Origin of the sequence: Streptomyces sp. V1I1, assembly GCF_030817355.1 — a bacterium.
GTDB lineage: Bacteria > Actinomycetota > Actinomycetes > Streptomycetales > Streptomycetaceae > Streptomyces.
In genome coordinates, this window is sequence record NZ_JAUSZH010000001.1 from 810,257 (window position 1) to 830,931 (window position 20,675).

Annotated in this window: 15 protein-coding genes and 1 pseudogene; 8 read left to right on the forward strand and 8 right to left on the reverse strand. The window is 68.9% G+C overall.

Annotation, left to right across the window (positions count from 1 at the left end; all coding sequences use genetic code 11):
• Positions 1-21: 21 nt before the first annotated feature.
• Positions 22-642, reverse strand: a complete 621-nt coding sequence (locus tag QFZ67_RS04080; protein ID WP_307659707.1) for a TetR/AcrR family transcriptional regulator — start codon at positions 640-642, stop codon at positions 22-24.
• 190 nt (positions 643-832) lie between these two features.
• Between QFZ67_RS04080 and QFZ67_RS04085 the strand changes: the two genes are divergently transcribed.
• Positions 833-1,216 carry a hypothetical protein gene (locus QFZ67_RS04085; protein WP_307659708.1) on the forward strand — a complete coding sequence of 128 codons (384 nt, stop codon included), beginning with the start codon at positions 833-835 and terminating at the stop codon, positions 1,214-1,216.
• Here QFZ67_RS04085 and QFZ67_RS04090 read toward each other — a convergent pair.
• The 4 genes from QFZ67_RS04090 to QFZ67_RS04105 form a co-directional block, all read right to left on the reverse strand.
• Positions 1,197-1,988 (reverse strand): ABC transporter permease, encoded by a 792-nt coding sequence (locus QFZ67_RS04090; RefSeq protein ID WP_307659709.1) that lies wholly within the window; start codon positions 1,986-1,988, stop codon positions 1,197-1,199. The genes QFZ67_RS04085 and QFZ67_RS04090 overlap by 20 nt on opposite strands.
• The gene (locus QFZ67_RS04095; RefSeq protein WP_307659710.1) at positions 1,985-2,962 is read right to left on the reverse strand and encodes an ATP-binding cassette domain-containing protein; all 978 of its coding nucleotides are present in this window, start codon (positions 2,960-2,962) and stop codon (positions 1,985-1,987) included. The genes QFZ67_RS04090 and QFZ67_RS04095 overlap by 4 nt, the downstream gene beginning before the upstream one ends.
• 79 nt (positions 2,963-3,041) lie before the next feature.
• Positions 3,042-3,887, reverse strand: coding sequence for a DUF4097 family beta strand repeat-containing protein (locus tag QFZ67_RS04100; protein ID WP_307659711.1), 846 nt, complete (start codon positions 3,885-3,887; stop codon positions 3,042-3,044).
• A gap of 81 nt (positions 3,888-3,968) precedes the next feature.
• A complete protein-coding gene (locus QFZ67_RS04105; RefSeq protein WP_307659712.1) occupies positions 3,969-4,487 on the reverse strand; it encodes a toxin-antitoxin system HicB family antitoxin in 519 nt (172 codons plus the stop codon).
• Positions 4,488-5,252: 765 nt separating this feature from the next.
• Between QFZ67_RS04105 and QFZ67_RS04110 the strand changes: the two genes are divergently transcribed.
• The 3 genes from QFZ67_RS04110 (at position 5,253) to QFZ67_RS04120 (ending at position 8,033) form a co-directional block, all read left to right on the forward strand.
• Positions 5,253-6,371 (forward strand): PP2C family protein-serine/threonine phosphatase, encoded by a 1,119-nt coding sequence (locus QFZ67_RS04110; RefSeq protein ID WP_307659713.1) that lies wholly within the window; start codon positions 5,253-5,255, stop codon positions 6,369-6,371.
• Complete coding sequence (locus QFZ67_RS04115; RefSeq protein WP_307659714.1) at positions 6,372-6,644, forward strand: hypothetical protein; 273 nt, start codon at positions 6,372-6,374, stop codon at positions 6,642-6,644. It abuts the gene before it with no gap.
• 825 nt (positions 6,645-7,469) lie between these two features.
• On the forward strand, positions 7,470-8,033 hold the full coding sequence (locus tag QFZ67_RS04120; protein WP_307659715.1) for an EF-hand domain-containing protein: 564 nt from the start codon (positions 7,470-7,472) through the stop codon (positions 8,031-8,033).
• Between the two features lie 173 nt (positions 8,034-8,206).
• Here QFZ67_RS04120 and QFZ67_RS04125 read toward each other — a convergent pair whose 3' ends face one another.
• The 3 genes from QFZ67_RS04125 to QFZ67_RS04135 all read right to left on the reverse strand — a co-directional run bounded on the left by QFZ67_RS04125 (position 8,207) and on the right by QFZ67_RS04135 (position 13,789).
• Positions 8,207-11,584, reverse strand: coding sequence for a pyruvate carboxylase (locus QFZ67_RS04125; RefSeq protein WP_307659716.1), 3,378 nt, complete (start codon positions 11,582-11,584; stop codon positions 8,207-8,209).
• Between the two features lie 529 nt (positions 11,585-12,113).
• Complete coding sequence (locus QFZ67_RS04130) at positions 12,114-13,322, reverse strand: IS701 family transposase (protein ID WP_307659208.1); 1,209 nt, start codon at positions 13,320-13,322, stop codon at positions 12,114-12,116.
• A 56-nt stretch (positions 13,323-13,378) separates the two neighbouring features.
• The gene (locus tag QFZ67_RS04135; protein ID WP_307659717.1) at positions 13,379-13,789 is read right to left on the reverse strand and encodes a Fur family transcriptional regulator; all 411 of its coding nucleotides are present in this window, start codon (positions 13,787-13,789) and stop codon (positions 13,379-13,381) included.
• A gap of 152 nt (positions 13,790-13,941) precedes the next feature.
• On the opposite strand from QFZ67_RS04135, the pseudogene QFZ67_RS04140 reads away from it, so the two are divergent.
• The 4 genes and pseudogenes from QFZ67_RS04140 to QFZ67_RS04155 all read left to right on the forward strand — a co-directional run.
• Positions 13,942-14,132 (forward strand): annotated as a pseudogene (locus tag QFZ67_RS04140) (transcriptional repressor); the annotation flags it as partial.
• Between the two features lie 33 nt (positions 14,133-14,165).
• Positions 14,166-16,397: a catalase/peroxidase HPI gene (gene katG / locus QFZ67_RS04145; RefSeq protein ID WP_307659718.1), complete on the forward strand. Its 2,232-nt coding sequence runs from the start codon at positions 14,166-14,168 to the stop codon at positions 16,395-16,397.
• 823 nt (positions 16,398-17,220) lie between these two features.
• A complete protein-coding gene (locus QFZ67_RS04150) occupies positions 17,221-17,523 on the forward strand; it encodes a trypco2 family protein (protein ID WP_307659719.1) in 303 nt (100 codons plus the stop codon).
• Positions 17,520-20,675 (forward strand): SUMF1/EgtB/PvdO family nonheme iron enzyme, encoded by a 3,156-nt coding sequence (locus tag QFZ67_RS04155; protein WP_307659720.1) that lies wholly within the window; start codon positions 17,520-17,522, stop codon positions 20,673-20,675. The genes QFZ67_RS04150 and QFZ67_RS04155 overlap by 4 nt, the downstream gene beginning before the upstream one ends.

The window sequence follows — 20,675 nt, forward strand, 5'->3', positions numbered from 1 at the left end:
GCACCTCTTGCAGCCCGCGGCTCAGGCGGAGCCGAGGCCGTCGAACATGAGCGTTTCCACGGCGTGGATCCACGGCTCGCGCATGGCTTCGGGATCCGGCGCGTGCAGCAGCCGTAGCGCCCCGGTCGTGATCATCCCGTTCACGGCCAGTCCGACCACCATGGTGTCCACATCGCGGCGCAGGAAGCCCCGGTCCTGCCCGTTGTGGATGAACGCGGCCGTGAAGGCGGCCGCCGACTCCAACACCCTCCCGGCGAAGTCCGCATCGGCCCGGTCGATTGCGATGGCGTCGTAGAAGAGGATGTGGCACAACTCCGGCTCTGCGACGACGAGGTCGAACAGTTTGTTGCCGATTCGCGCGACCTGCTCCCGGTACTGCGGCAGGGACTGCGAGGAGCGCGGGTCCTCGTCGGCCAGCGCCTCGCTCACCTGCCGCAGAGCGTGCGACACCACGCTGCGCGCGATGTCCTCCTTGTTCTTGAAATACCGGTAGAACGTGCCGTGCCCGGCACCGAGTTCGCGGGCGATGTCGGAGATGCCGGTCGCGTGGTAGCCGCGCTCGGCGAACACCGTCCTCGCCGCGCGAAGGATCGCCTCCCGCTTGTCGACCGCGCCCACCGTGCCAACGGCGCCTGAAGCCACGGGCGTTCCCCTCCTACCGACGGAATGACATGTCATTCTCAAGCTGACAGCCGACCCCGTCAACGGTGCGGGCACGGCGATGGCCGAAAACCTCCGGGAGTGGCACACGCCGCCGGCTGTCCTGTGCCATCGAAGGTTGACCGTGTGTCACCGAAGTTTGAGTGGCGCGCTGGAGATCCAATCGCCGGCGGTGGCGGCACGCGCGTACGCCGGCCGCCCGGAGCCGTTTGCGGAGCTGACCGAGCGGCTGCGGGAGCGGCTGCGCACACTCCTCGCCGCCCCGAGTTACACCCCCGTCGAGTTCCCGGTGTACGGGACGGTGCTGCACGCCCTCGGCCTGGCCGGAATCGCGTCCGGGGACACCTCCGCCGTACGGCTGATCGCGCTGGCCGAACGGATGCGGGTGCAGCGTGAGTTCCAGCCGACGATGTCCTTGGCCCGGGCCCGGCGGGCGGCCGAGGACGCGGACGGGGCGGCGTACGCCGACGCGGTGTCGGAGTACGCCGCCCTCGGGCGGGACGAGCTGCGGGAGGCGGCCGGCGCGGTCGTCTCGGCTACTTCGGATCGCGGTTGAAAACCGCCTTCGACCAGTAGTAGCCGAGCGCGGAGAGAGCCAGGCACCAGGCGATCGCGATCCACCCGTTGTTGCCGATCTCGCTGCCGAGCAGCAGCCCACGCAGGGTCTCGATGGCCGGGGTGAACGGCTGGTACTCGGCGATCGGCTGGAACCAGCCCGGCATTGCGTCGACCGGGACGAAGGCGCTCGAGATGAGGGGCAGGACGATCAGCGGCAGCGCGTTGTTGCTGGCCGCCTCGGCGTTCGGGCTGACCATACCCATCCCGACGGCGATCCAGGTGAGCGCCAGGGCGACGAGCGCGAGCAGCCCGAACGCCGCCAGCCACTCCAGGGCCGTGGCATCCGTGGACCGGAAGCCGATGGCCACGGCGACGGCGCCCACGAGGACCACACTCATGACCGACTGCAGCACGCTGCCGACGACGTGCCCGATGAGCACGGACCCGCGGTGGATCGCCATCGTGCGGAAGCGGGCGATGATGCCGTCGGTCATGTCATTGGAGACGGACACCGCGGTCCCGACCACGGTGCCGCCGATGGTCATCAGCACGATGCCCGGCACGACGTAGGCGATGTACTCGGAGCGATCGGCGCCGCCGCCGGCAATGCCCGCGCTCATCACGTCGCCGAAGACGTAGACGAAGAGCAGCAGCAGGATGATCGGCGTGAGCAGGAGGTTCAGGGTGAGGGACGGGTAGCGCCGCGCGTGCAGGAGGTTGCGGCGCAGCATCGTGGACGAGTCGCGCACGGCGAGGGAGAGGGAGCTCATCGGACAGCCTCCTTGGGGGGCTGGTTGGTGCCGCTGGTCAAGGCGAAGAACACGTCGTCGAGGTCGGGGGTGTGCACGGTCAGCTCGTCCGCCTCGATGCCGGCCGAGTCCAGCCAGTCGAGGATGGAGCGGAGCTCGCGCTGGGTGCCGTCGCTGGGGATCTGCAGCGTGAGGGAGTCGTCGTCCCGGGTGACCTCGCGCAGCGCGAGGGCGGCGGACTGGTACACGGACGGGTCGGAGAAGCGGAGCCGGACATGGCCGCCGGGGATCAGCCGCTTCAGCTCTTCTGCGGTGCCCTCGGCGGCGATCTTGCCGTCGTTGAGCACGGCGATGCGGTCGGCGAGCTGGTCGGCCTCCTCCAGGTACTGGGTGGTGAGGAAGACGGTGACGCCGTCGGAGACGAGTTCGCGGATGATCTGCCACATGTTGTGCCGGGAGCGAGGGTCGAGGCCGGTCGTCGGCTCGTCGAGGAAGATGATGCGCGGGTCGCCGACAAGCGTCATGGCGATGTCGAGGCGGCGCTTCATGCCGCCGGAGTAGGTGGAGGCGGGCTTCTTCGCGGCGTCGGTGAGGTCGAAGCGCTCCAGCAGCTCGGCGGCGGTTCGGCGGCCCTCGCTGCGGGAGAGGTGGTGCAGGTCCGCCATGAGGAGCATGTTCTCCTCGCCGGTGATCAGCCCGTCGACGGCGGAGAACTGCCCGGTGACACCGATCGCGGCGCGCACCGCCTGCGGGTCGGTGGCCAGGTCGTGACCGCCGACGTGCAGGTCGCCGGCGTCGGCGGTGATGAGGGTGGAGAGGATTTTGACGGCGGTGGTCTTGCCGGCGCCGTTGGGCCCGAGCAGTGCGAACACGGACCCGGCCGGGATGCGCAGATCGATGCCGTTGAGCACGGTCTTGTCGCCGTACGACTTGCGCAGACCGATGGTGGAGACGGCGGCGGGCGACTGCAGACCGCCGCGCCTGGACGTGGGCATGACAGAAGAAGGCACGGAGCCCTCCGTTCGAAGGCTGAAGGGACTGGGGGTGGAGTGGGCGAGTTCGCGGGGCCGGTGCTCAGGCCCGGGCGCGGCGCACGTCGATGTTGCCGTAGCGGGTCCGGGCGTGGACCTCGACGGTGTCCTCGGTCTTCTCCGGGGTCTCGGAGGCGGCGAGTGTGTTGCGCACCTGCCCGTGGCCGGAGCTGACGTCGAGCCAGGCGGCGGTGCCCTCGCGGATGCCGACCTCGATAGCGCCGTAGGAGGTCTCCAACTGGACGGTGCCGCGGGCGACTTCGGCGACGCGCAGGGTGCCATGGGCGGTGGTGGCAACGACCGAGCCCTCGGCGCGCGCGATGTCGATGTCGCCGTTGGCGCCGCTCACCCGCAGGTCGCCGGTCGCGGTGCCGACGGTCGTGGTGCCGTGTGAGTTCTTCAGGACGGCGGGACCCTCGACGGTGCCGACGCGCAGGCTGCCGGAGCTGGTGGTGATCTCGGCCATGCCCTCGATCCGGTCGACGGTGATCGAGCCGTGGGAGGCGGTCAGCTGGAGCGGCCCGGTCGTGTCGAGGCGGACGTCACCGGACGAGGTCTTTACCCGGACCTCGCCGAGCCGGCCCTCGCCGAGCACCTGGGCCCAGGCGCCCGTCATGTCGACGCGCGAGCCCGTGGGCAGTTCGACCGTCACAACGACGGTGCCGGTGCGCCCGACGAGATAGCGCTGCTTGGGCGTCCTGACGGTCAGGACGCCGCTCGCGTACGTGACCTCGGTCTGGTCGGCCGCCCGTACGTCCTGGTCCCGCTTCGGGTCGCGGGGCCGCACCTCGACGACGGTGTCGAGGCGGTCGCCCGCGGTGAACCGGATGGAACCGGCCTCCACGTGCGCCGTGGCCGAGATCGGTTCGGGAGTGTCGAAAGAAGGCATGGCTGTCCCGTCCTCTTGGGTCTTTAGGGCGTCCCCGCTGGTGGGACGTGGTGTGGGTGAAGTGGTGGGGCGGGGGCGCGGCTAGCGCACCCAGCCCGTGTAGCTCTGCCCGATGGTTTGGGTCTTCTCCGTCGTACGCGGCCGGGTGCCGCCGTCGACCGCGGCCGACACGGCGCGCACCAGCCACGCGTTGACCGACAGGCCCTCGCGGCTCGCGGCCTCCTCGGCGCGGGCCTTGAGGTGGGCCGGCAGGCGCAGGTTGACGCGGGCGGTGCCGCCCTCGTCGCCGTCGGCCGGGGCCGGGGTCTTGGGCGGTTCGACGGGCGCGGCGGGCTCCGCGGGGGCACCGCCGCCGGTGGGCGGCAGTGTCACCACGAAGTCGGGGTCGAGCCCGCGCAGCCGTACGTCGATCGAGCCGGGGGCGAGCTCGCGGGTGATCTCGTCCATCGCGGCGGAGAGCACGTTGAGCATGGTCAGCCGGGTCGCCGACTCCAGGGGAGCGGTGAGCCTCGCGGCCAGCTCGCGGGCTTCGTCGCCGCCGGCTTCGGCGGCCACCGCGAGTTCGCGGCGGAGGGTGTCGACATACGGGGTGAGGTCCATGACGCCACCATGGCACCATGATGGCGTTATGTGCAAGTCCAGGTGGCGCCTTGTGTGGGGCGGGCTCAAGGGAGGCCGTCCTGAAGAGCGGAAACTTGAAGGGGTCGACCTGAGCGATTGTGGCGCCATGCATGCTCATGTGCTTCTGGGAGCGCGGAATGGCACCGGGCGGCGCCGGATGGCACCAAGCGGTGCCACCCGGCGCCATCGTGTCTCATCTGCGCCACTCAAGCTTCGCTGACACGGACTCGCGCCCATCAAGGTTCGCCGGCACACGCTCAAGATTCAGTGGCAAGGACACCGGCTCGGCAACGCCGAGCGCAGCGAGGCTTGAACCGCTACAAATCGAACACATGATTGAATATCGGCCATGGCTCACACCTCGCCCCGTCCGACCTGGTGCAGGCCCAGCGCGATTGGAGCCGCACCTACGCGGAGCTTGCCGACCGCCAGGCCCAGGCCACGACGCTACGTCTCCGCCTGCTGCCGTCCTCCCGGCTCCTCCGGCACCCGTCCTAGGGTACCGAGCCGGGCCGGTCACCAGCGGCCTCGCCTTACAGAGCGTGGAAAGCCTTTTCGTCACGTGGCATGGCGGGGCGGATGGGTGCTCGTACACGATCCTGCGGTCTGACGGGACCGTCGATCAGGAGTCGGACGGCTTCCTGCGGACCGATTCGCCGAGAAACGCAACGCCGACGTCGAAGCCCAGCCGCTGGGTCCTCGAAGTACGTAACGGCCTGCTTCGCACCGAATATGATGCACTTTGTGATCACGCCCGGGCGGCTGCGGCGCCGCCGTCCTCCCTACGGCGGCCGGTGGGAAGCTGCCCTGCTGTCACCGGTGATCCTCACCGTCCTCATCGCCGGCCTGGCGTTCTCCACACCGAGGGAGATCGCCTTCAGCCGCCTCCTGCCCGCCGCACCCGCCCTCGCCGCCGCGATGTGGCCTGTGCTCCCCACGATCCTGCTGGGGACGTTCTGCCTGCTGGTCATGATCGGACTCAGCTTCGTCTACACCGACCTGGGGACGCCATACACCGCGGCTGCGATCGTCGCGGTCACCTTGGCGGCCGCATACGCAAGCCATGTCCGGCTCCAGCGGGAGGAGACACTCTTCCACGTCCGGCTCATCGCCGACGCAGCCCAGAAGGTGCTGCTGCGCCCCCTGCCGCGCCGCATCGCGGACGTCGAGATCGAGTCGCTGTATCTGGCGGCCCAAGAGCAGGCCCGGATCGGCGGGGACTTCTACGAGGCGGCCGACACACCGTACGGGGTCCGGCTGCTCATCGGCGACGTACGAGGCAAGGGCCTGCCCGCGGTGGGGGCGGCCGCGGCGGTGATCAGCTGCTTCAGGGAGGCCGCGTTCGACGAGCCCGACCTGCGGGGCATCGTCCATCGCCTGGAGACCAGCATCACCCGCTACAGCGCTGCGTTCCCCGCCCAGGACCTGCCGGAGCGCTTTGCTACCGCTCTTCTCGCCGAGATTCCGCACGGCGGCGGCCACGTCAGACTTCTCAACTGCGGGCACCCCCCGCCGCTACTCGTGCACCGAGGGGGGATCCGCGTCCTGGAGCCCACCGCCCCCTCGCCGCCCCTCAACCTCGCCACGCTCATCGGAGACCGCTACTTCGTCGACACCGTCGCCTTCGCTCCGGGCGACCAGCTGCTGCTCTACACCGATGGCGTAACGGAGACCCGGGACCGCACCGGCGAGTTCTTCCCGCTGCCGGACTGGATGCGGCGGCAGGGCCCGGCGCCGCCCCGGGAGCTGCTCGACGGGCTTCACCGGGACCTGCTCCACTACAGCGGCGGAAGGCTCAACGACGACATCGCGGCCCTCGCCGTGCGGTGCCCGAACACCCGGGCCCAGGAGCACCCCGCGTAGGTGGCTGGAAGCGGTGGGTGGGACTCGACGGTCGGCCGGCCACTGCACCCGGATCGCAGCCCTCACGACCCCGCCACCCTCGGCAAGCGACTGACCACCGCAGGAGTCCCCACCCTCCACGGCCGGACCGCCACCCTGCGGCAACTCGTCCTTCAGGCACCGCCATCGGTCGTCGCGGGCATGCTCGGCTACCACACTGTCCACACCGAGGCCGTCGCCGCCCAAGCCGGAGGGGCCTGGAAGAAGTACGCCCCCGGCGACCACACCCGATGAAACGATCCGCGCAGAACCTCACCGGAGGAGACAGCAGCCCGATGTCCGCCAAAAGCTCACTCACGCGCGCACTCACCGAATTCGCATGGCCCTTTGGAAACCGCAGTGGCCAGAGGCCACGTCCGCTTGACCTCCTCCTTCTGGAAGGCACCGCCCCCGAAACAGCACGGACAGTGGTCGAAGAGGTGATCCGGGAAATGGCACCTGACGCGGCTTCGACGGATATTGATCTCATATCCGACCTCCCCTGGCCCTCGGATGCCCAGGCCGCCCTCACCGCCATCGTCGACGCGACGGGGGCTCGGGAAGGGGAGACCGCCGTAGTCCTGGACCTGACGGACGAACGGCAGCGCGAATGGTTCATCACCCTCGTGCCGCACACCATCTCCGCAGAGATCTGGGGGCCGACGGGATCAGGAGTCTCCTTCTCCGCAAGCGACACCGGATCGGTGATCGGGTGGAAGCTGCCTGCTGAGCGGTGGGAGAGGGTCCACGCGCGACTACGGCACCGAGGCATCGATCCCGACACCGCAGTACAAAGGCCTACCCGAGGCCGCCCTGACAGATACTCACGGTAATCGGAAGCGGCGCAAGCCCTCGATTACCGGTCACCTGATCACAGACTCCTACCAGTATCGCCCCCCTTCGCTCACTGACAGGTACAGCGGAAGACGCGCGGCGGTGAACCTCCGGCGGCCTATGGACGTCTAATACATCGAAGTTCGTTCTCGAGAAGGGCGGACAGCATGCAGCAGGCATGGACCAGCGTCATCGCCGTGTGCAAGCACCATCGTCAATCAGCTCTATCGGAAGGACACGGAACGCATGGCGACGTTCGATCCGATCACCCGTCGACTCCGGCGGCTCTTCTCTGTCCTGGACACCGACGAAGACGGCTTCGTCACGTGGGGTGACTACCAGCGGATCGTGGACAAGTACATGACCGGCTATGCGTTGGCGGAGAGCGACGACAGGATCAAGTCACTGGAGAAGGCGTACTGGGCGCAATGGCTGGGACTTCTGACGCAGGCGAACCCCGGGCAGGACCGTCTGTCCCAGGACGAGTTCGTCCAGGCGCACCGCGCTGCAGGTTATGACACGAACGCGTCCCACCTGCTGGAGGACATTGCCCAGGCCATCTTCAATGTCCTGGACGTCGACGGCGACAAGCGGATCAGCAGGGACGAGTTCGCCCGGTACCTGGCCTTCTGCGAGATTTCCAGCGCTGACGCCACGATCATCTTCCAGCGGCTGGACCTTGACGGCGACGCCTTCATCTCCCAGCGAGAGGTCGCCAGGTCGCTCCGCGCATTCCACCTCTACAACGACGATCTCAACACGCCAGGCGGCATCTTCCTCGGCGTCACTGAGCCGAGTTCAGGCGCCTGATCGTGGGCTGAGCCGGGCCGCACCGACGTCGCGAGCTCGAGCTGAACAACCGCGTCCAGATCGCGATGCTCATCCACGATGCCGAAGTCTGACGGCCGACCGACTCCAGTACGTACGGGGCCGGCCCAGGAACCTCACCCGGGCCGGCCGCGTACGCCCGCAGGAAGCAGGCGTCAGCCGATCTCGATGAGCAGATCGCCTGCCTCGACCTGCTGGATCTTTCCGATCGCCAGCCGCGCGACCGTGCCCGCGCACTGGGCGGTAATGGAGGCCTCCATCTTCATCGCCTCGATGGTGGCCACCGTCTGACCCACCGACACCGAAGAGCCCTCCTCCACCTGGAGCGTCACGACGCCCGCGAACGGCGCGGGGACATGCCGGTCGTTGCCGCGCTCGGCCTTCTCCGCGGCCTTGACCTCAGTGGCGACGGACTTGTCCCGCACCGCCACCGGGCGCAGCTGGCCGTTGAGCGTGGCCAGCACCGTACGGAAGCCCCGCTCGTCGGCCTCGGAGATCGCCTCCAGCTCGATCAGCAGCGTGACACCGGCACCCAGGGTGACCGTGTGCTCGGTGTCCGGCTCCAAGCCGTAGAAGAAGTCCTGCGTGGGCAGTACGGACGTGTCACCGTAGGCCTCGCGGTGGGCATCGAATTCCTTGGTCGGGCCGGGGAACAGCAACCGGTTCAGCGTCGCCCGCCGGTCCCGGCTCAGTCCCTGGCGGTCCTCGTCCGACAAGGTCGGGGCCTCGGCCGGCGCGGGGCGGCCCTGGAGGGCGCGCGTACGGAACGGCTCGGGCCAGCCGCCGGGCGGGTCGCCCAGCTCGCCGCGCAGGAATCCGACCACCGAGTCCGGTACGTCGAACTTGCCGGGGTCGGACTCGAAGTCGGCCGCTTGGACCCCGGCTCCGACCAGGTGCAGGGCGAGGTCTCCCACCACCTTCGAGGAGGGGGTCACCTTGACCAGCCGGCCCAGCATCCGGTCGGCGGCCGCGTAGCAGTCCTCGATCAGCTCGAAGCGGTCGCCGAGGCCGAGCGCGATGGCCTGCTGACGCAGGTTCGACAGCTGTCCGCCGGGGATCTCGTGGTGGTAGACGCGCCCGGTGGGCGAGGCGAGCCCCGACTCGAAGGGCGCGTAGACCTTGCGCATGGCTTCCCAGTACGGCTCGAGTCCCCCGACCGCGTCGAGTGAGAGCCCGGTCGCGCGCTCGGTGTGGTCGGTAGCCGCGACGAGCGCCGACAGGGACGGCTGGCTGGTGGTGCCCGCCATCGAGGCGACGGCGGCGTCGACGGCGTCGACGCCCGCGTCGATCGCGGCGATCAGTGTCGCGAGCTGGCCGCCCGCCGTGTCATGGGTGTGCAGATGCACCGGAAGGTCGAAGCGCTCGCGCAGTGCGGTCACAAGGGTGCGGGCGGCGGGCGGGCGCAGCAGGCCGGCCATGTCCTTGATGGCCAGTACGTGCGCGCCGGCCTCGACAATCTGCTCCGCGAGGCGCAGGTAGTAGTCGAGCGTGTACAGCTGTTCGGCCGGGTCCGACAGGTCCGCGGTGTAGCACAGGGCGACCTCGGCCAGCGCGGTGCCGGTGGACCGTACGGCATCGATGGCGGGACGCATCTGCGAGACGTCGTTGAGCGCGTCGAAGATCCGGAAGATGTCCATTCCGGTCGCCGCCGCCTCGGCGACGAAGGCCTCGGTCACCTCGACGGGGTAGGGCGTGTAGCCGACGGTGTTGCGCCCACGAAGCAGCATCTGCGTACAGATGTTGGGCACCGCCTCCCGCAGGGCCGCGAGCCGCTCCCAGGGATCCTCGGCGAGGAAGCGCAGGGCCACGTCGTAGGTGGCGCCGCCCCAGCACTCCAGGCTCAGCAGCTCCGGTGTTGTGCGGGCGACATACGGGGCGACGGCCAGCAGATCGCGCGTCCTCACCCGGGTGGCCAGCAGGGACTGGTGCGCGTCGCGGAAGGTCGTGTCCGTCACCGCGACGGCCCGCTGCGCACGCAGCTCCGCTGCGAACGCCTCAGGCCCGAGTGCCGCGAGGCGCTGCCGGGAGCCTTCGGCGGGCGCTGTGCCCAGTGAGGCGGGAGGGAGCTTGGCGGCCGGGTCGATGACCTGGGGACGCGGGCCGTGGGGACGGTTGACGGTCGTTTCGGCGAGATAGGTGAGCATGCGGCTTCCGCGGTCGGCCGAGGGGCGCACCCGGATCAGCTCCGGATGCTCGGCGATGAAGCTCGTCGTGATACGGCCCTCGCGGAATCCGGGGTGGTCGAGCACGGCGCCGAGGAAGGGCAGGTTGGTGGCGACTCCGCGGATACGGAACTCGGCGATCGCACGCCGTGCGCGACGGGCGGCGTTGGCGAAGTCGTGGCCGTGGCAGGTCAGCTTGACCAGCATCGAGTCGAAGTGGGCGGACACTTCGGCGCCGGTGTGGACGGTGCCGCCGTCGAGCCGTACACCGGGGCCGCCCGGGGAACGGTAGGCGGAGATGGTGCCGGTGTCGGGGCGGAAACCGTTGGCGGGATCCTCAGTGGTGATACGGCACTGCAGGGCCGTGCCCGTGAGGACGATGTCGTCCTGCGTCAGGTTCAGTTCCGGAAGCGTCCTTCCCGCGGCGATCCGCAGCTGCCCGATCACCAGGTCCCGTCCGGTGACCTGCTCGGTGACCGTGTGCTCCACCTGGATACGGGGGTTCATCTCGATGAAGACATGGTTGCCGCGCTCGTCGACCAGGAACTCCACGGTGCCCGCGTTGACGTACCCGATGTGCCTCGCGAACGCGACGGCGTCGGCGCAGATGCGCGCGCGCAGCTCCGGGTCGAGATTCGGAGCGGGCGCGATCTCGACGACCTTCTGGTGGCGCCGCTGCAGCGAACAGTCCCGCTCGTACAGGTGGACGACATTCCCGTGGGCGTCGGCGAGGATCTGCACTTCGATATGGCGCGGGTTGAGGACGGCCTGCTCCAGGAAGACGGTGGCGTCTCCGAACGCCGACTCCGCCTCTCGCATCGCCGCGTCGATCGCTTCCCGCAGCTCGGTGGGCTCGGCGACGCGCCGCATTCCTCGCCCGCCGCCGCCGGCGACGGCCTTGACGAACACCGGGAACCCGATGGAGTCGGCGGCGCCGACCAGCGTGTCCACGTCCGTGGACGGCTCCGACGACTTCAGTACCGGAACGCCGGCCTCTCGAGCGGCCGCCACCGCGCGGGACTTGTTGCCCGTGAGGAGCAGTACGGAGGCGGGGGGCCCGACAAAGGTGATCCCGGCCTCGGCGCACGCGGCGGCGAGGTCGGGGTTCTCCGACAGGAAGCCGTATCCGGGGTAGATGGCGTCGGCACCAGCCTTGCGCGCGGCCTTGATCACCTCGTCGACCGAGAGATAGGCCCGCACCGGGTGGCCCTTTTCGCCGATCTGGTAGGCCTCGTCGGCTTTTGCCCGGTGGAGCGAGTTGCGGTCCTCGTACGGGAACACGGCCACGGTGGAGATGCCGAGCTCGAACGCCGCGCGGAAAGCGCGGATCGCGATCTCGCCCCGGTTGGCGACCAATACCTTGCGGAACATCAATGTCCCCTGTCGTGTTGCGGGCGCGCGCCCTCAAGGTGGCGATGTCATTTTGGCTGCCGGGATCGGCATCCGCTGTTCCCGTGGACGGTACCGATCACTAGCGGTGGCGTCGATCTCCCACCGGCGGGAGCTACGTCACGCCGGTCGGAGCAGGCGTCGGCACAGTCCAAGGTGGTGGCCCCGGGGCGGGAGCCTCTTGCGCGGCTCCGGCCAGAGGTCCACCGCCTTCCGCACCGTCCGACACGTCACGCCCATCGAGCCTGCTACTGCTCGCGTTGCACGAGGGCATCAACCGCCACACCGAGCTTCCGATCGAGGCGACCGTCACGCAGTTCAAGGCCATCGGCACTGCTCGACGGCCTGTTCCGTCGCGAATGGCCAGGCTCGGGACTCTGCGGACACGGCCTAGTAGGGCTTTGTTAGGTGGTGTCGTAGGGCTGCCAGGGGGTGGGTTGTCGGCAGGTGGGGCAGGTGCCGGTCCAGGTGGCCAGGAGGTGTTGGAGGAGATCCAGGGCCTGGTAGAGGGTCAGGCCCTGGCAGGGGCTTTTGGGCAGGTCCGCTGTTCGGTCAGGAACAGGTGGGCGGCGGTGACGAGGGTGACGTGCCGGTGCCAGCCGGTGAACGAGCGGCCCTCGAAGTGGTCGAGGCCGAGGGTGGTCTTCAGCTCGCGGTAGTCGTGCTCGATGCGCCACCGCAGTTTCGCGATGCGGACAAGGTCGCGGGCGGGGATGTCTGCGGGCAGGTTCGAGATCCAGTACTTGACCGGCTCGTCCTCGCCTTCGGGCCACTGGGCGATGAGCCAGGTCAGCGGGATCGTGCCGTCGGTGGCGGGCTTGGGCCGCCGCCCCGCGAGACGGATCCTCACAAGAACGAAGTGCGAGCTCATCGCGGCTTTGGAGCCCCTGCGCCAGGTCAGGGTTCGTCCCTGGCGTCGTCCGGCGGCCAGCACGTGATCCCGTAAGGACACCGGGCGGGTGCGGTAACGCGGAAGGGGCCTGGGCCCCAGGCCGCCATAGGCAGGCTGGTGGGGTTCGGCATCCTCACTGTGGGCGGTCATTTCGGCCTTGGCCTGCAGGACGTAGGCCAGGCCGCGGTCTTCCAGGCCGCGGCGGAAGTCGGCGTTGGCGCCGTATCCGGTGTCCGCGACCAGCACCGCCGGCTTCAGCCCGGTGCCGGCCAGGTCGTCGAGCATCTCCAGCGCCAGCTGCCACTTCGGGCGGTGATGCTCGTCATCAGGGATGCGACAGCGTTCCCGACGGCTGGCCGCTTCTGGCGTGTCCCAGCTCTCGGGAAGGAACAAACGCCAGGACAGCGGACACGAGGCGGTGTCGGAAGCGGCGTGGACGCTGACGCCGATCTGGCAGTTACCGACCTTGCCCAGGGTGCCCGAGTACTGCCGGGCCACCCCGGGCGACGAGATGCCGTCCTTCGGGAACCCGGTGTCGTCCACCACCCACGCCTGAGGACGGACCACCCGCACGGCCCGCCACGCCAACCGGGCCCGCACCGCGTCAAAGGCCCAGGTGGAGGACGTGATGAACTGCTGAAGCTGCTGGTGGTCCACCCCCAGGCGCCCGGCCATCGGCTGCATCGACTTACGCCGGCCGTCCAGCAGCAGCCCCCGCAGATACAGGGCACCCTTCTCACGCTGATCCCGCCGCACCAGCGGCGCGAACACCTCCCCACCGAACTCCTCCAACCGGACACGACACGAAGCGAGTTCCCCGACCCTCATACCAACAGCGAACTACCAGACACCCAACGCGACAAGACCCACCTAACAAAGCCCTACTAGGCGCAGGATGGGCAGAGCCCGCGGTAAGTGACCTCGACCTCGGACACCGTGAAGCCGAACCGTTCCTCGGCCGGGAGGCCGGCCAGCGGATTGCCGGTCGGGTGGACATCGCGGATGGTGCCGCAGTTGGAGCACACCAGGTGCTGGTGCGGGTGGTGTGCGTTGGGGTCGTAGCGCTTGGCACGGCCGTCGGTGGAGACCTCTATGACCTCACCGAGGGAGACCAGTTCACCCAGGGCGTTGTAGACGGTCGCGCGGGAGATCTCGGGCAGCCGCCGTGCCGCACGGGCGTGCACCTCGTCGGCCGTGAGATGCACGTGGTCGCCGTCGAGGACCTCCGCAACGACACGCCGCTGGGAGGTCATCCGCCAGCCACGCCCTCGCAGTCGCGCAAGCAAGTCACTCATATCGGTTCACCTATTCAGGTTCGGCGGGATACCCGAAGTTTACCGGTGGACGTCCGGGTTCCGATTGAATACGAGTTTGGCGTGCTTGTTGACCTGGACTCTGTCCATTGTAGGATCAGTTCCGGCGATAGCCAAGGGACAGGAAGACTCCAGTACGCCGCCTCGAACCGGCTGGCAGCCAGGCCCGGTTCGAGGGACGCGCCGTGTCGTCGCTGACGTCGACTGAGCGGTCGGCGAGGCCCCCTGCCTGACCGTGTCCGACGACCACGGCTTCTCCACCGACGAGGCCGAGGTCACCTACTGGGGCCTGTGCCCCGACTGCTCCACCGCCCGCAGTACCTGAGCAACGTGATCCGCCCAGTCCGGAAGGATTCCCATGTCTGAGAACCATGATGCAATCGTCGTAGACGCGAAGACGGAGGGCGGAGGTGGCTGCCCGGTCGCGCACGGGCGCGCCCCGCACCCGACTCAGGGCGGCGGAAACCGCCAGTGGTGGCCGGAGCGGCTCAATCTGAAGATCCTCGCCAAGAACCCCGCCGTGGCCAACCCCCTCGGCGAGGAGTTCGACTACGCCGAGGCGTTCAAGACCCTCGACCTCACAGCCGTGAAGCAGGACATCGCGGGGGTGCTGACGACCTCGCAGGACTGGTGGCCGGCCGACTTCGGCCACTACGGCCCGTTCATGATCCGGATGGCGTGGCACAGCGCGGGCACCTACCGGATCAGCGACGGCCGCGGCGGCGCCGGGGCCGGCCAGCAGCGCTTCGCCCCCCTCAACAGCTGGCCGGACAACGGGAACCTCGACAAGGCCCGCCGCCTGCTTTGGCCGGTCAAGAAGAAGTACGGCCAGAGTCTCTCGTGGGCCGACCTCATGATCCTCGCGGGCAACGTCGCCCTGGAGTCGATGGGCTTCGAGACCTTCGGCTTCGGCGGCGGTCGTGCGGACGTCTGGGAGCCCGACGAGGACGTCTACTGGGGTCCCGAGAGCACCTGGCTCGGCGACGAGCGCTACAGCGGCGACCGGGAGCTGGAGAACCCCCTCGGCGCGGTCCAGATGGGCCTCATCTACGTCAACCCGGAGGGCCCGAACGGCAACCCGGACCCGCTCGCCGCGGCCCGCGACATCCGTGAGACGTTCCGCCGGATGGCGATGAACGACGAGGAGACGGTCGCCCTGATCGCGGGCGGTCACACCTTCGGCAAGACCCACGGTGCGGGCCCTGCGGACAACGTGGGCGCCGACCCCGAGGCCGCCTCGATTGAGGAGCAGGGCCTCGGCTGGAAGAACGCCTACGGCACCGGCAAGGGTGGCGACACGATCACCAGCGGTCTCGAGGGTATCTGGACGAACACCCCGATCGCGTGGGACAACAGCTTCTTCGAGATCCTGTTCGGCCACGAATGGGAGCTGTTCAAGAGCCCCGCCGGCGCGCACCAGTGGCGGCCGAAGGACGGCGCCGGGGCGGGCACCGTCCCTGACGCCCACGACGCGTCGAAGAGCCACGCCCCGACGATGCTGACGACCGACCTCTCGCTCCGGTTCGACCCGGCCTACGAGCAGATCTCGCGGCGCTTCCTCGAGAACCCGGACGAGTTCGCGGACGCCTTCGCCCGGGCGTGGTTCAAGCTGACTCACCGTGACATGGGCCCGATCGTGCGCTACCTCGGCCCTGAGGTCCCGGCCGAGACGCTGCTGTGGCAGGACCCCCTCCCCGCCGTGACACACGAGCTCGTCGGCGCCGAGGACATCGCCTCCCTCAAGAGCCAGATCCTCAGCCAGGACCTGTCGGTGTCCCAGCTCGTGTCCACCGCGTGGGCGTCGGCCTCGTCCTTCCGCGGCAGCGACAAGCGCGGCGGCGCCAACGGTGCGCGCATCCGCCTCCAGCCGCAGAGCGGGTGGGAGGTCAACGACCCCGACCAGCTGGCGACGGTGCTGCGCACCCTGGAGGGCGTCCAGGAGTCCTTCAACGCGGCCCAGACCGGCGGCAAGCAGGTCTCGCTGGCCGACCTGATCGTGCTCGGCGGTGCTGCCGCCGTGGAGAAGGCCGCCAAGGACGCCGGCTTCGACGTCGAGGTCCCCTTCACGCCGGGCCGCGTGGACGCGTCGCAGGAGCAGACGGACGTGGAGTCGTTCGCCGCGCTCGAGCCGACCGCCGACGGGTTCCGCAACTACCTCGGGAAGGGCAACCGACTGCCGGCCGAGTACCTGTTGACCGACCGGGCGAACCTGCTGAACCTGAGCGCCCCCGAGCTGACGGTCCTCGTCGGTGGCCTCCGTGTCCTGGGCGCGAACTACCAGGGCTCGCCGCTCGGCGTCTTCACCACGACCCCCGGGTCCCTGACCAACGACTTCTTCGCCAACCTGCTCGACCTGGGTACGACGTGGAAGGCGACGTCCGAGGACGCGAGCACGTTCGAGGGTCGCGACGCCGGCACGGGCGAGGTCAAGTGGACCGGCAGCCGTGCCGACCTCGTCTTCGGGTCGAACTCCGAGCTGCGCGCGCTCGCGGAGGTCTACGCGAGCGATGACGCGAAGGAGAAGTTCGTGAACGACTTCGTCGCGGCGTGGGACAAGGTGATGAACCTCGACCGGTTCGACCTCGTCTGATCATGACGTCCAGGTCGGCCCGCGCCGGCCGACCTGGACGTCCTCCGGGCCGACTCACGGCCGTCTGGGACAACTGCATCCGTTCCTGCTGGTCACAATGGGGACAGAGCGTGTACCACCAGCGACCTGGACATGCTCGCAGTTTCCGATCCACCTCCTCCACGGGGGGCTCGGCGACAGAGATGACCTTTTCGGGGCGCCCCTTGCCGGCGCCGACGCCCTACGGGTGAGCACACCGCTCGACACCCTTTGGCACGTCGCCCTCCCTCAAGCGCTCGAGCCCACCAAGAGCCAACCTCACCTGCCCCGGCGGGGCCCAGCAACCTGATTACTCGTCAGCAGGGTCAGCAAGAGTCTGATTAGACCTGGTGACAGACGCCAACACCTGCAACTCGTTTTCCGCGACAGAGTGGATCACTTCGAGGCGCGGGCACCTCGTGAAGTTCCACCACGCCTCAGGCAGCCAGGCCCATGTCCAGCATTCCCAGCCCGGTTCCCGCGCCCTTGTCTGACAGGCGCATTGTCGGCCTGCCGGTTACCTGGAGGGCATCCGTCCATGGCTGAGCCGGGCAGTCGAGAGTGGTGGTGAGGTGGGCGCGCGGAATCGCCCCGGACGGCGTCCCACCAGTGATGCTGCTCTCCCTGGACGGCGAGTGGGACCAGAGGGTTCCCTGCCGGCAGCAGTTCACTTGTTTCGCCAACTTCAGCACGATCAAAGGGTCCTTGGTGGGATAGTCGGTCCATTGAGTCCGAGCAGTGATCAGGGCCGTCGTGTCGGTAAGTGTTCCAGGCACGATCGTCTAGTGCAGGGGGGCCGCGCGCGATGGATGCACTGGGACTGGCGGAGACGGTGGAGGCGCTGCGCGCCGAGTTGGCCCGAGCGGCGGCCGCGGGGGCGGGGTCCGGGTTCCAGTTCCCGGTGACGGGGGTACAGCTGGAGTTCCATGTGGCAGTGACCCGGACTGCCGAGGGAAGCGCCGGGGTGAAGTTCTGGGTGGTGGAGTTGGGCGGCGCGGGCGGCTACGCGCGGGAGGAGATTCAGACCGTAACGGTGACCCTGGGTGCGCCTGTGGGTCCGGACGGCCTGCCGGTCAAGATTCACCATGGTTCCGCCGGGAAGCCTTGAGCCGGCGCAGCTCCATGGACGACGCGTACGACACCGGGACTGGCCGGGCAGTCGAGGTGCTCTATGACCGTGGCCCGGACACTCCACCATCGCTGCCTCGGTGGAGCGCCGGTTCGGGCTATCTCATCGGCGGTCACCTGGTACTGACCGCCGCGCACAATCTCGACTACCGGCAGGAGCTCAGCTGTGATGAACAGCTGTTGGTGCGCGACATCGACGGTGTCGAGTACATGGCGACGGCCCTGCTCGTCTGCGACCGGAGCTCCGACGAGGATCTCGCCCTCCTGGTGATCGACGATCCCGAGGTACCCGATACGCCTGCGGTCTCCTTCGCCCAGGTGAACCGGGACAGCCCCGAGGCGGTCACGGGCTGCTGGGCCGTCGGCTTCCCGCGGTTCGGTCAGGCCGGTCAGGTTCTGCCTGAAGGCAGCTCCAGGGACACGTGGCATGTCCACGGCGAGATCTCCCCCGGAGGGAAACAGCGCGCCGGCAGGCTGGCCCTGCGGGTGAACGACGCCCCACGGCCGCTCGGTGACTCGGCATGGGAGGGGATGTCCGGTGCCGTCGTCTTCACCGGCAGCCCGGGCGGCCCTCAGCATGCCGTCGGGGTCGTCATCGAGCATCACACGCCTGAGGGAGAATCGGCTCTCACCGTCGCACCGGTCAACGCCATCATCGATCCGGACAGGGCGAGACAGTGGTGGGAGTACCTCGGAGTGGGCGAACCGGACGGCCTCCCGGTCCTGCCACGGCCGCCGCGCGGTTCCGGTCCCCGGCCACGACCCGGCTGGGAACGCGGGTATCTGAAACTGCTTCGAGACAAGCACGCGGGGGTGACGGTTCCACTGTCGTCCGAGGACCAGTCCGTGGCCCTCGAGCGCGTCTACCTGCCGCTGGACCTCAGTCCCGGCGACGGGCACGGCACCGTGACCGCCGAGGACCTGCTCCAGGCGAAGGTCGCCCTCGTCATCGGCGATGCGGGTTCCGGCAAGTCCACGTTCTTGAGGTGGCTGACGATGTGCCTCGTCAAGAAGCGTCTGGAGCAGCAGCGGACGGCGGGCACCGCACCGGCGGTTTCCGGGCCACGTGCACGCCTGCCGGTCTGGATGCCGGCGGTGGACGCTCTCGAATCGTTGAGCGGGTCCGGCAGCGGCCGCGCAGTGAGTCCGAGGAACATCGGTGACAGCTGGACCAAGGCACTTGCCCGTGTACTGAACCTCCAGCCCGAACAGACCCGGAGGCTGCTCGACGACGGCGATCTGATCGTGGTCTTCGACGGTCTCGACGAAATCCCGGACGCGGACGCACGCGTCGGCCTGGTCGAGGCGATCCAGGTGCTCCACCGCATGCTCTCGCCCAGTGCGGTGCATGTCGTCATCAGTTCCCGTCCACAGGCATGGGCGGACGCGCTCCCCAACGCCACCCGGGTGCGCTTGCTGCCGATGACCGAGGACAAGAGGGACCAGTACCTCCAGAAGTGGTGTGCGGGGGTCCGGACGTCAGACCCGGAGCGGGCGCGGCGATTCATCGACGATGCCATCCGGGACTCCAGCGGCCTCGCCAAGCTCGCCACGAATCCGCAGTTCGCCGTGATGCTCGTGCAGATCGCGAGTGGACCGATCCCGCATCAGCGCGTTCCTCTGTACGAGGCTTTCATCGAAAACGTCCTGGCCAAGCCAGCGGTGCGAAAGCTGGGCATCTCACCGACGATGTTGCGCGGTCATCTCGAAGCAATGGCGGTCGCTTTGCAGCGAGAACGCTCCCGACCCACCTCGTCGACCGGTTACCTGCACATCGACGCCGCACACCGAATTCTCGCCGAGCGATTCGCCGCCGCGGAGCCGGCCGGTTCCGTCAGATCCCTCCTCGACAGCCTTGTTCTGCACACGGGCCTGCTCGCGATCAAGAAACCCTCGCCTTTCGACTGCACCGTCGCCTTTGTGCATCAGACGTTCCAGGAGTTTCTCGCGGCCGGTTACTTCGCGACCCGACCGCATGAGCTGGCCGAGCATCTCGCCGATGCCGCCTGGGTGGAGACCATCGCACTGGCGGCAGGCATCCGTGCACGCAGTGATCCCGACCGGCTGCCCGCCTTCTTCACTGCACTCCTACGACCGCCCAGGATCCCGCCCGGCAGCGACGCTGCGAGCCGGGACACATGGATCGCGTGGGCACCGAGGCTCGCGGCCGTGACGGTGGCGCTCGACGAGGTCGACTCTTTCCTGCCCGAAGAGCGGAAGGCGGACCTGCTCGCACCCGTACACGCCGTACAGAGGGACATCAAGACGGTGTTGGCGTCTCTCCCGCTCCCGGACCGGCGCCGTATCGCCGCAGGATTCTGCAGGGTCCTCGACAGCGACTTCGAAGTGCCGGAGCGCTGGGCGGAGATACCGGCCGGGGCATTCATCCGCGGGTCGGACGACCTCGAGGCCTGGGACCACGAACGACCGGCGAAGACGATCCGGCTCGACCGGTACCTGATCCAGCGGTGGCCGGTGACCGTCGGCGAGTACGCACGTTTCCTCGCCGACGGAGGCCAGCGCGACAGCAGATGGTGGGACGGGGAAGGATGCGCGTGGCGTGACCGCGAAGACGCCGTAGCGCCACTCGGCTGGGAGGCCCAGCGTGTCCACACCAACCGTCCGGTGACCGGCGTCTCCTTCTGGGAGGCGACCGCATATGCACGGTGGCTCTCCCGATGCGGACCCGTCCCCGAAGGCCATGTTGCGGCACTCCCCACCGAGGCACAGTGGGAGAAGGCGGCCCGGGGCCCGACAGTCCAGACGGAGCCCCGTGCGAAGCGGTTCCCGTGGGGGGACGACTGGCTCGACGACCGGGCGAACTGCCGCCGGTCGAACGTCGGTATCTGCCCGGTGATGCTGTTTCCCACCGGCCCCTATCGGATCTGGGACATGGCCGGCAACGTCGCAGAGCGCTGCCGCGACGGCTTCGTCGGGCACAGCGAGGCCGAGACCACCGACGTCAACCCCGTGGTGGCCGAATACACGCACGGGCATGTGGTCAAGGGCGGCGGATTCCGCTCCTTCCCGATGGATCTGCGCGTCTCCGCGCGCTTCGGCGAGGACCGGGACGCCCGCGCGGATTGGATCGGATTCCGGCTCGCCGCCGTACCACCCGGCCCCGAGGGGTAG

Coding starts and splice junctions, on each gene's coding strand:
- QFZ67_RS04090 (WP_307659709.1), bottom strand. CDS start 1,988: ATGAGCTCCCTCTCCCTCGCCGTGCGCGACTCGTCCACGATGCTGCGC.
- QFZ67_RS04095 (WP_307659710.1), bottom strand. CDS start 2,962: ATGCCCACGTCCAGGCGCGGCGGTCTGCAGTCGCCCGCCGCCGTCTCC.
- QFZ67_RS04100 (WP_307659711.1), bottom strand. CDS start 3,887: ATGCCTTCTTTCGACACTCCCGAACCGATCTCGGCCACGGCGCACGTG.
- QFZ67_RS04105 (WP_307659712.1), bottom strand. CDS start 4,487: ATGGACCTCACCCCGTATGTCGACACCCTCCGCCGCGAACTCGCGGTG.
- QFZ67_RS04120 (WP_307659715.1), top strand. CDS start 7,470: ATGGCGACGTTCGATCCGATCACCCGTCGACTCCGGCGGCTCTTCTCT.
- QFZ67_RS04125 (WP_307659716.1), bottom strand. CDS start 11,584: ATGTTCCGCAAGGTATTGGTCGCCAACCGGGGCGAGATCGCGATCCGC.
- QFZ67_RS04130 (WP_307659208.1), bottom strand. CDS start 13,322: ATGAGGGTCGGGGAACTCGCTTCGTGTCGTGTCCGGTTGGAGGAGTTC.
- QFZ67_RS04135 (WP_307659717.1), bottom strand. CDS start 13,789: ATGAGTGACTTGCTTGCGCGACTGCGAGGGCGTGGCTGGCGGATGACC.
- katG (WP_307659718.1), top strand. CDS start 14,166: ATGTCTGAGAACCATGATGCAATCGTCGTAGACGCGAAGACGGAGGGC.
- QFZ67_RS04150 (WP_307659719.1), top strand. CDS start 17,221: ATGGATGCACTGGGACTGGCGGAGACGGTGGAGGCGCTGCGCGCCGAG.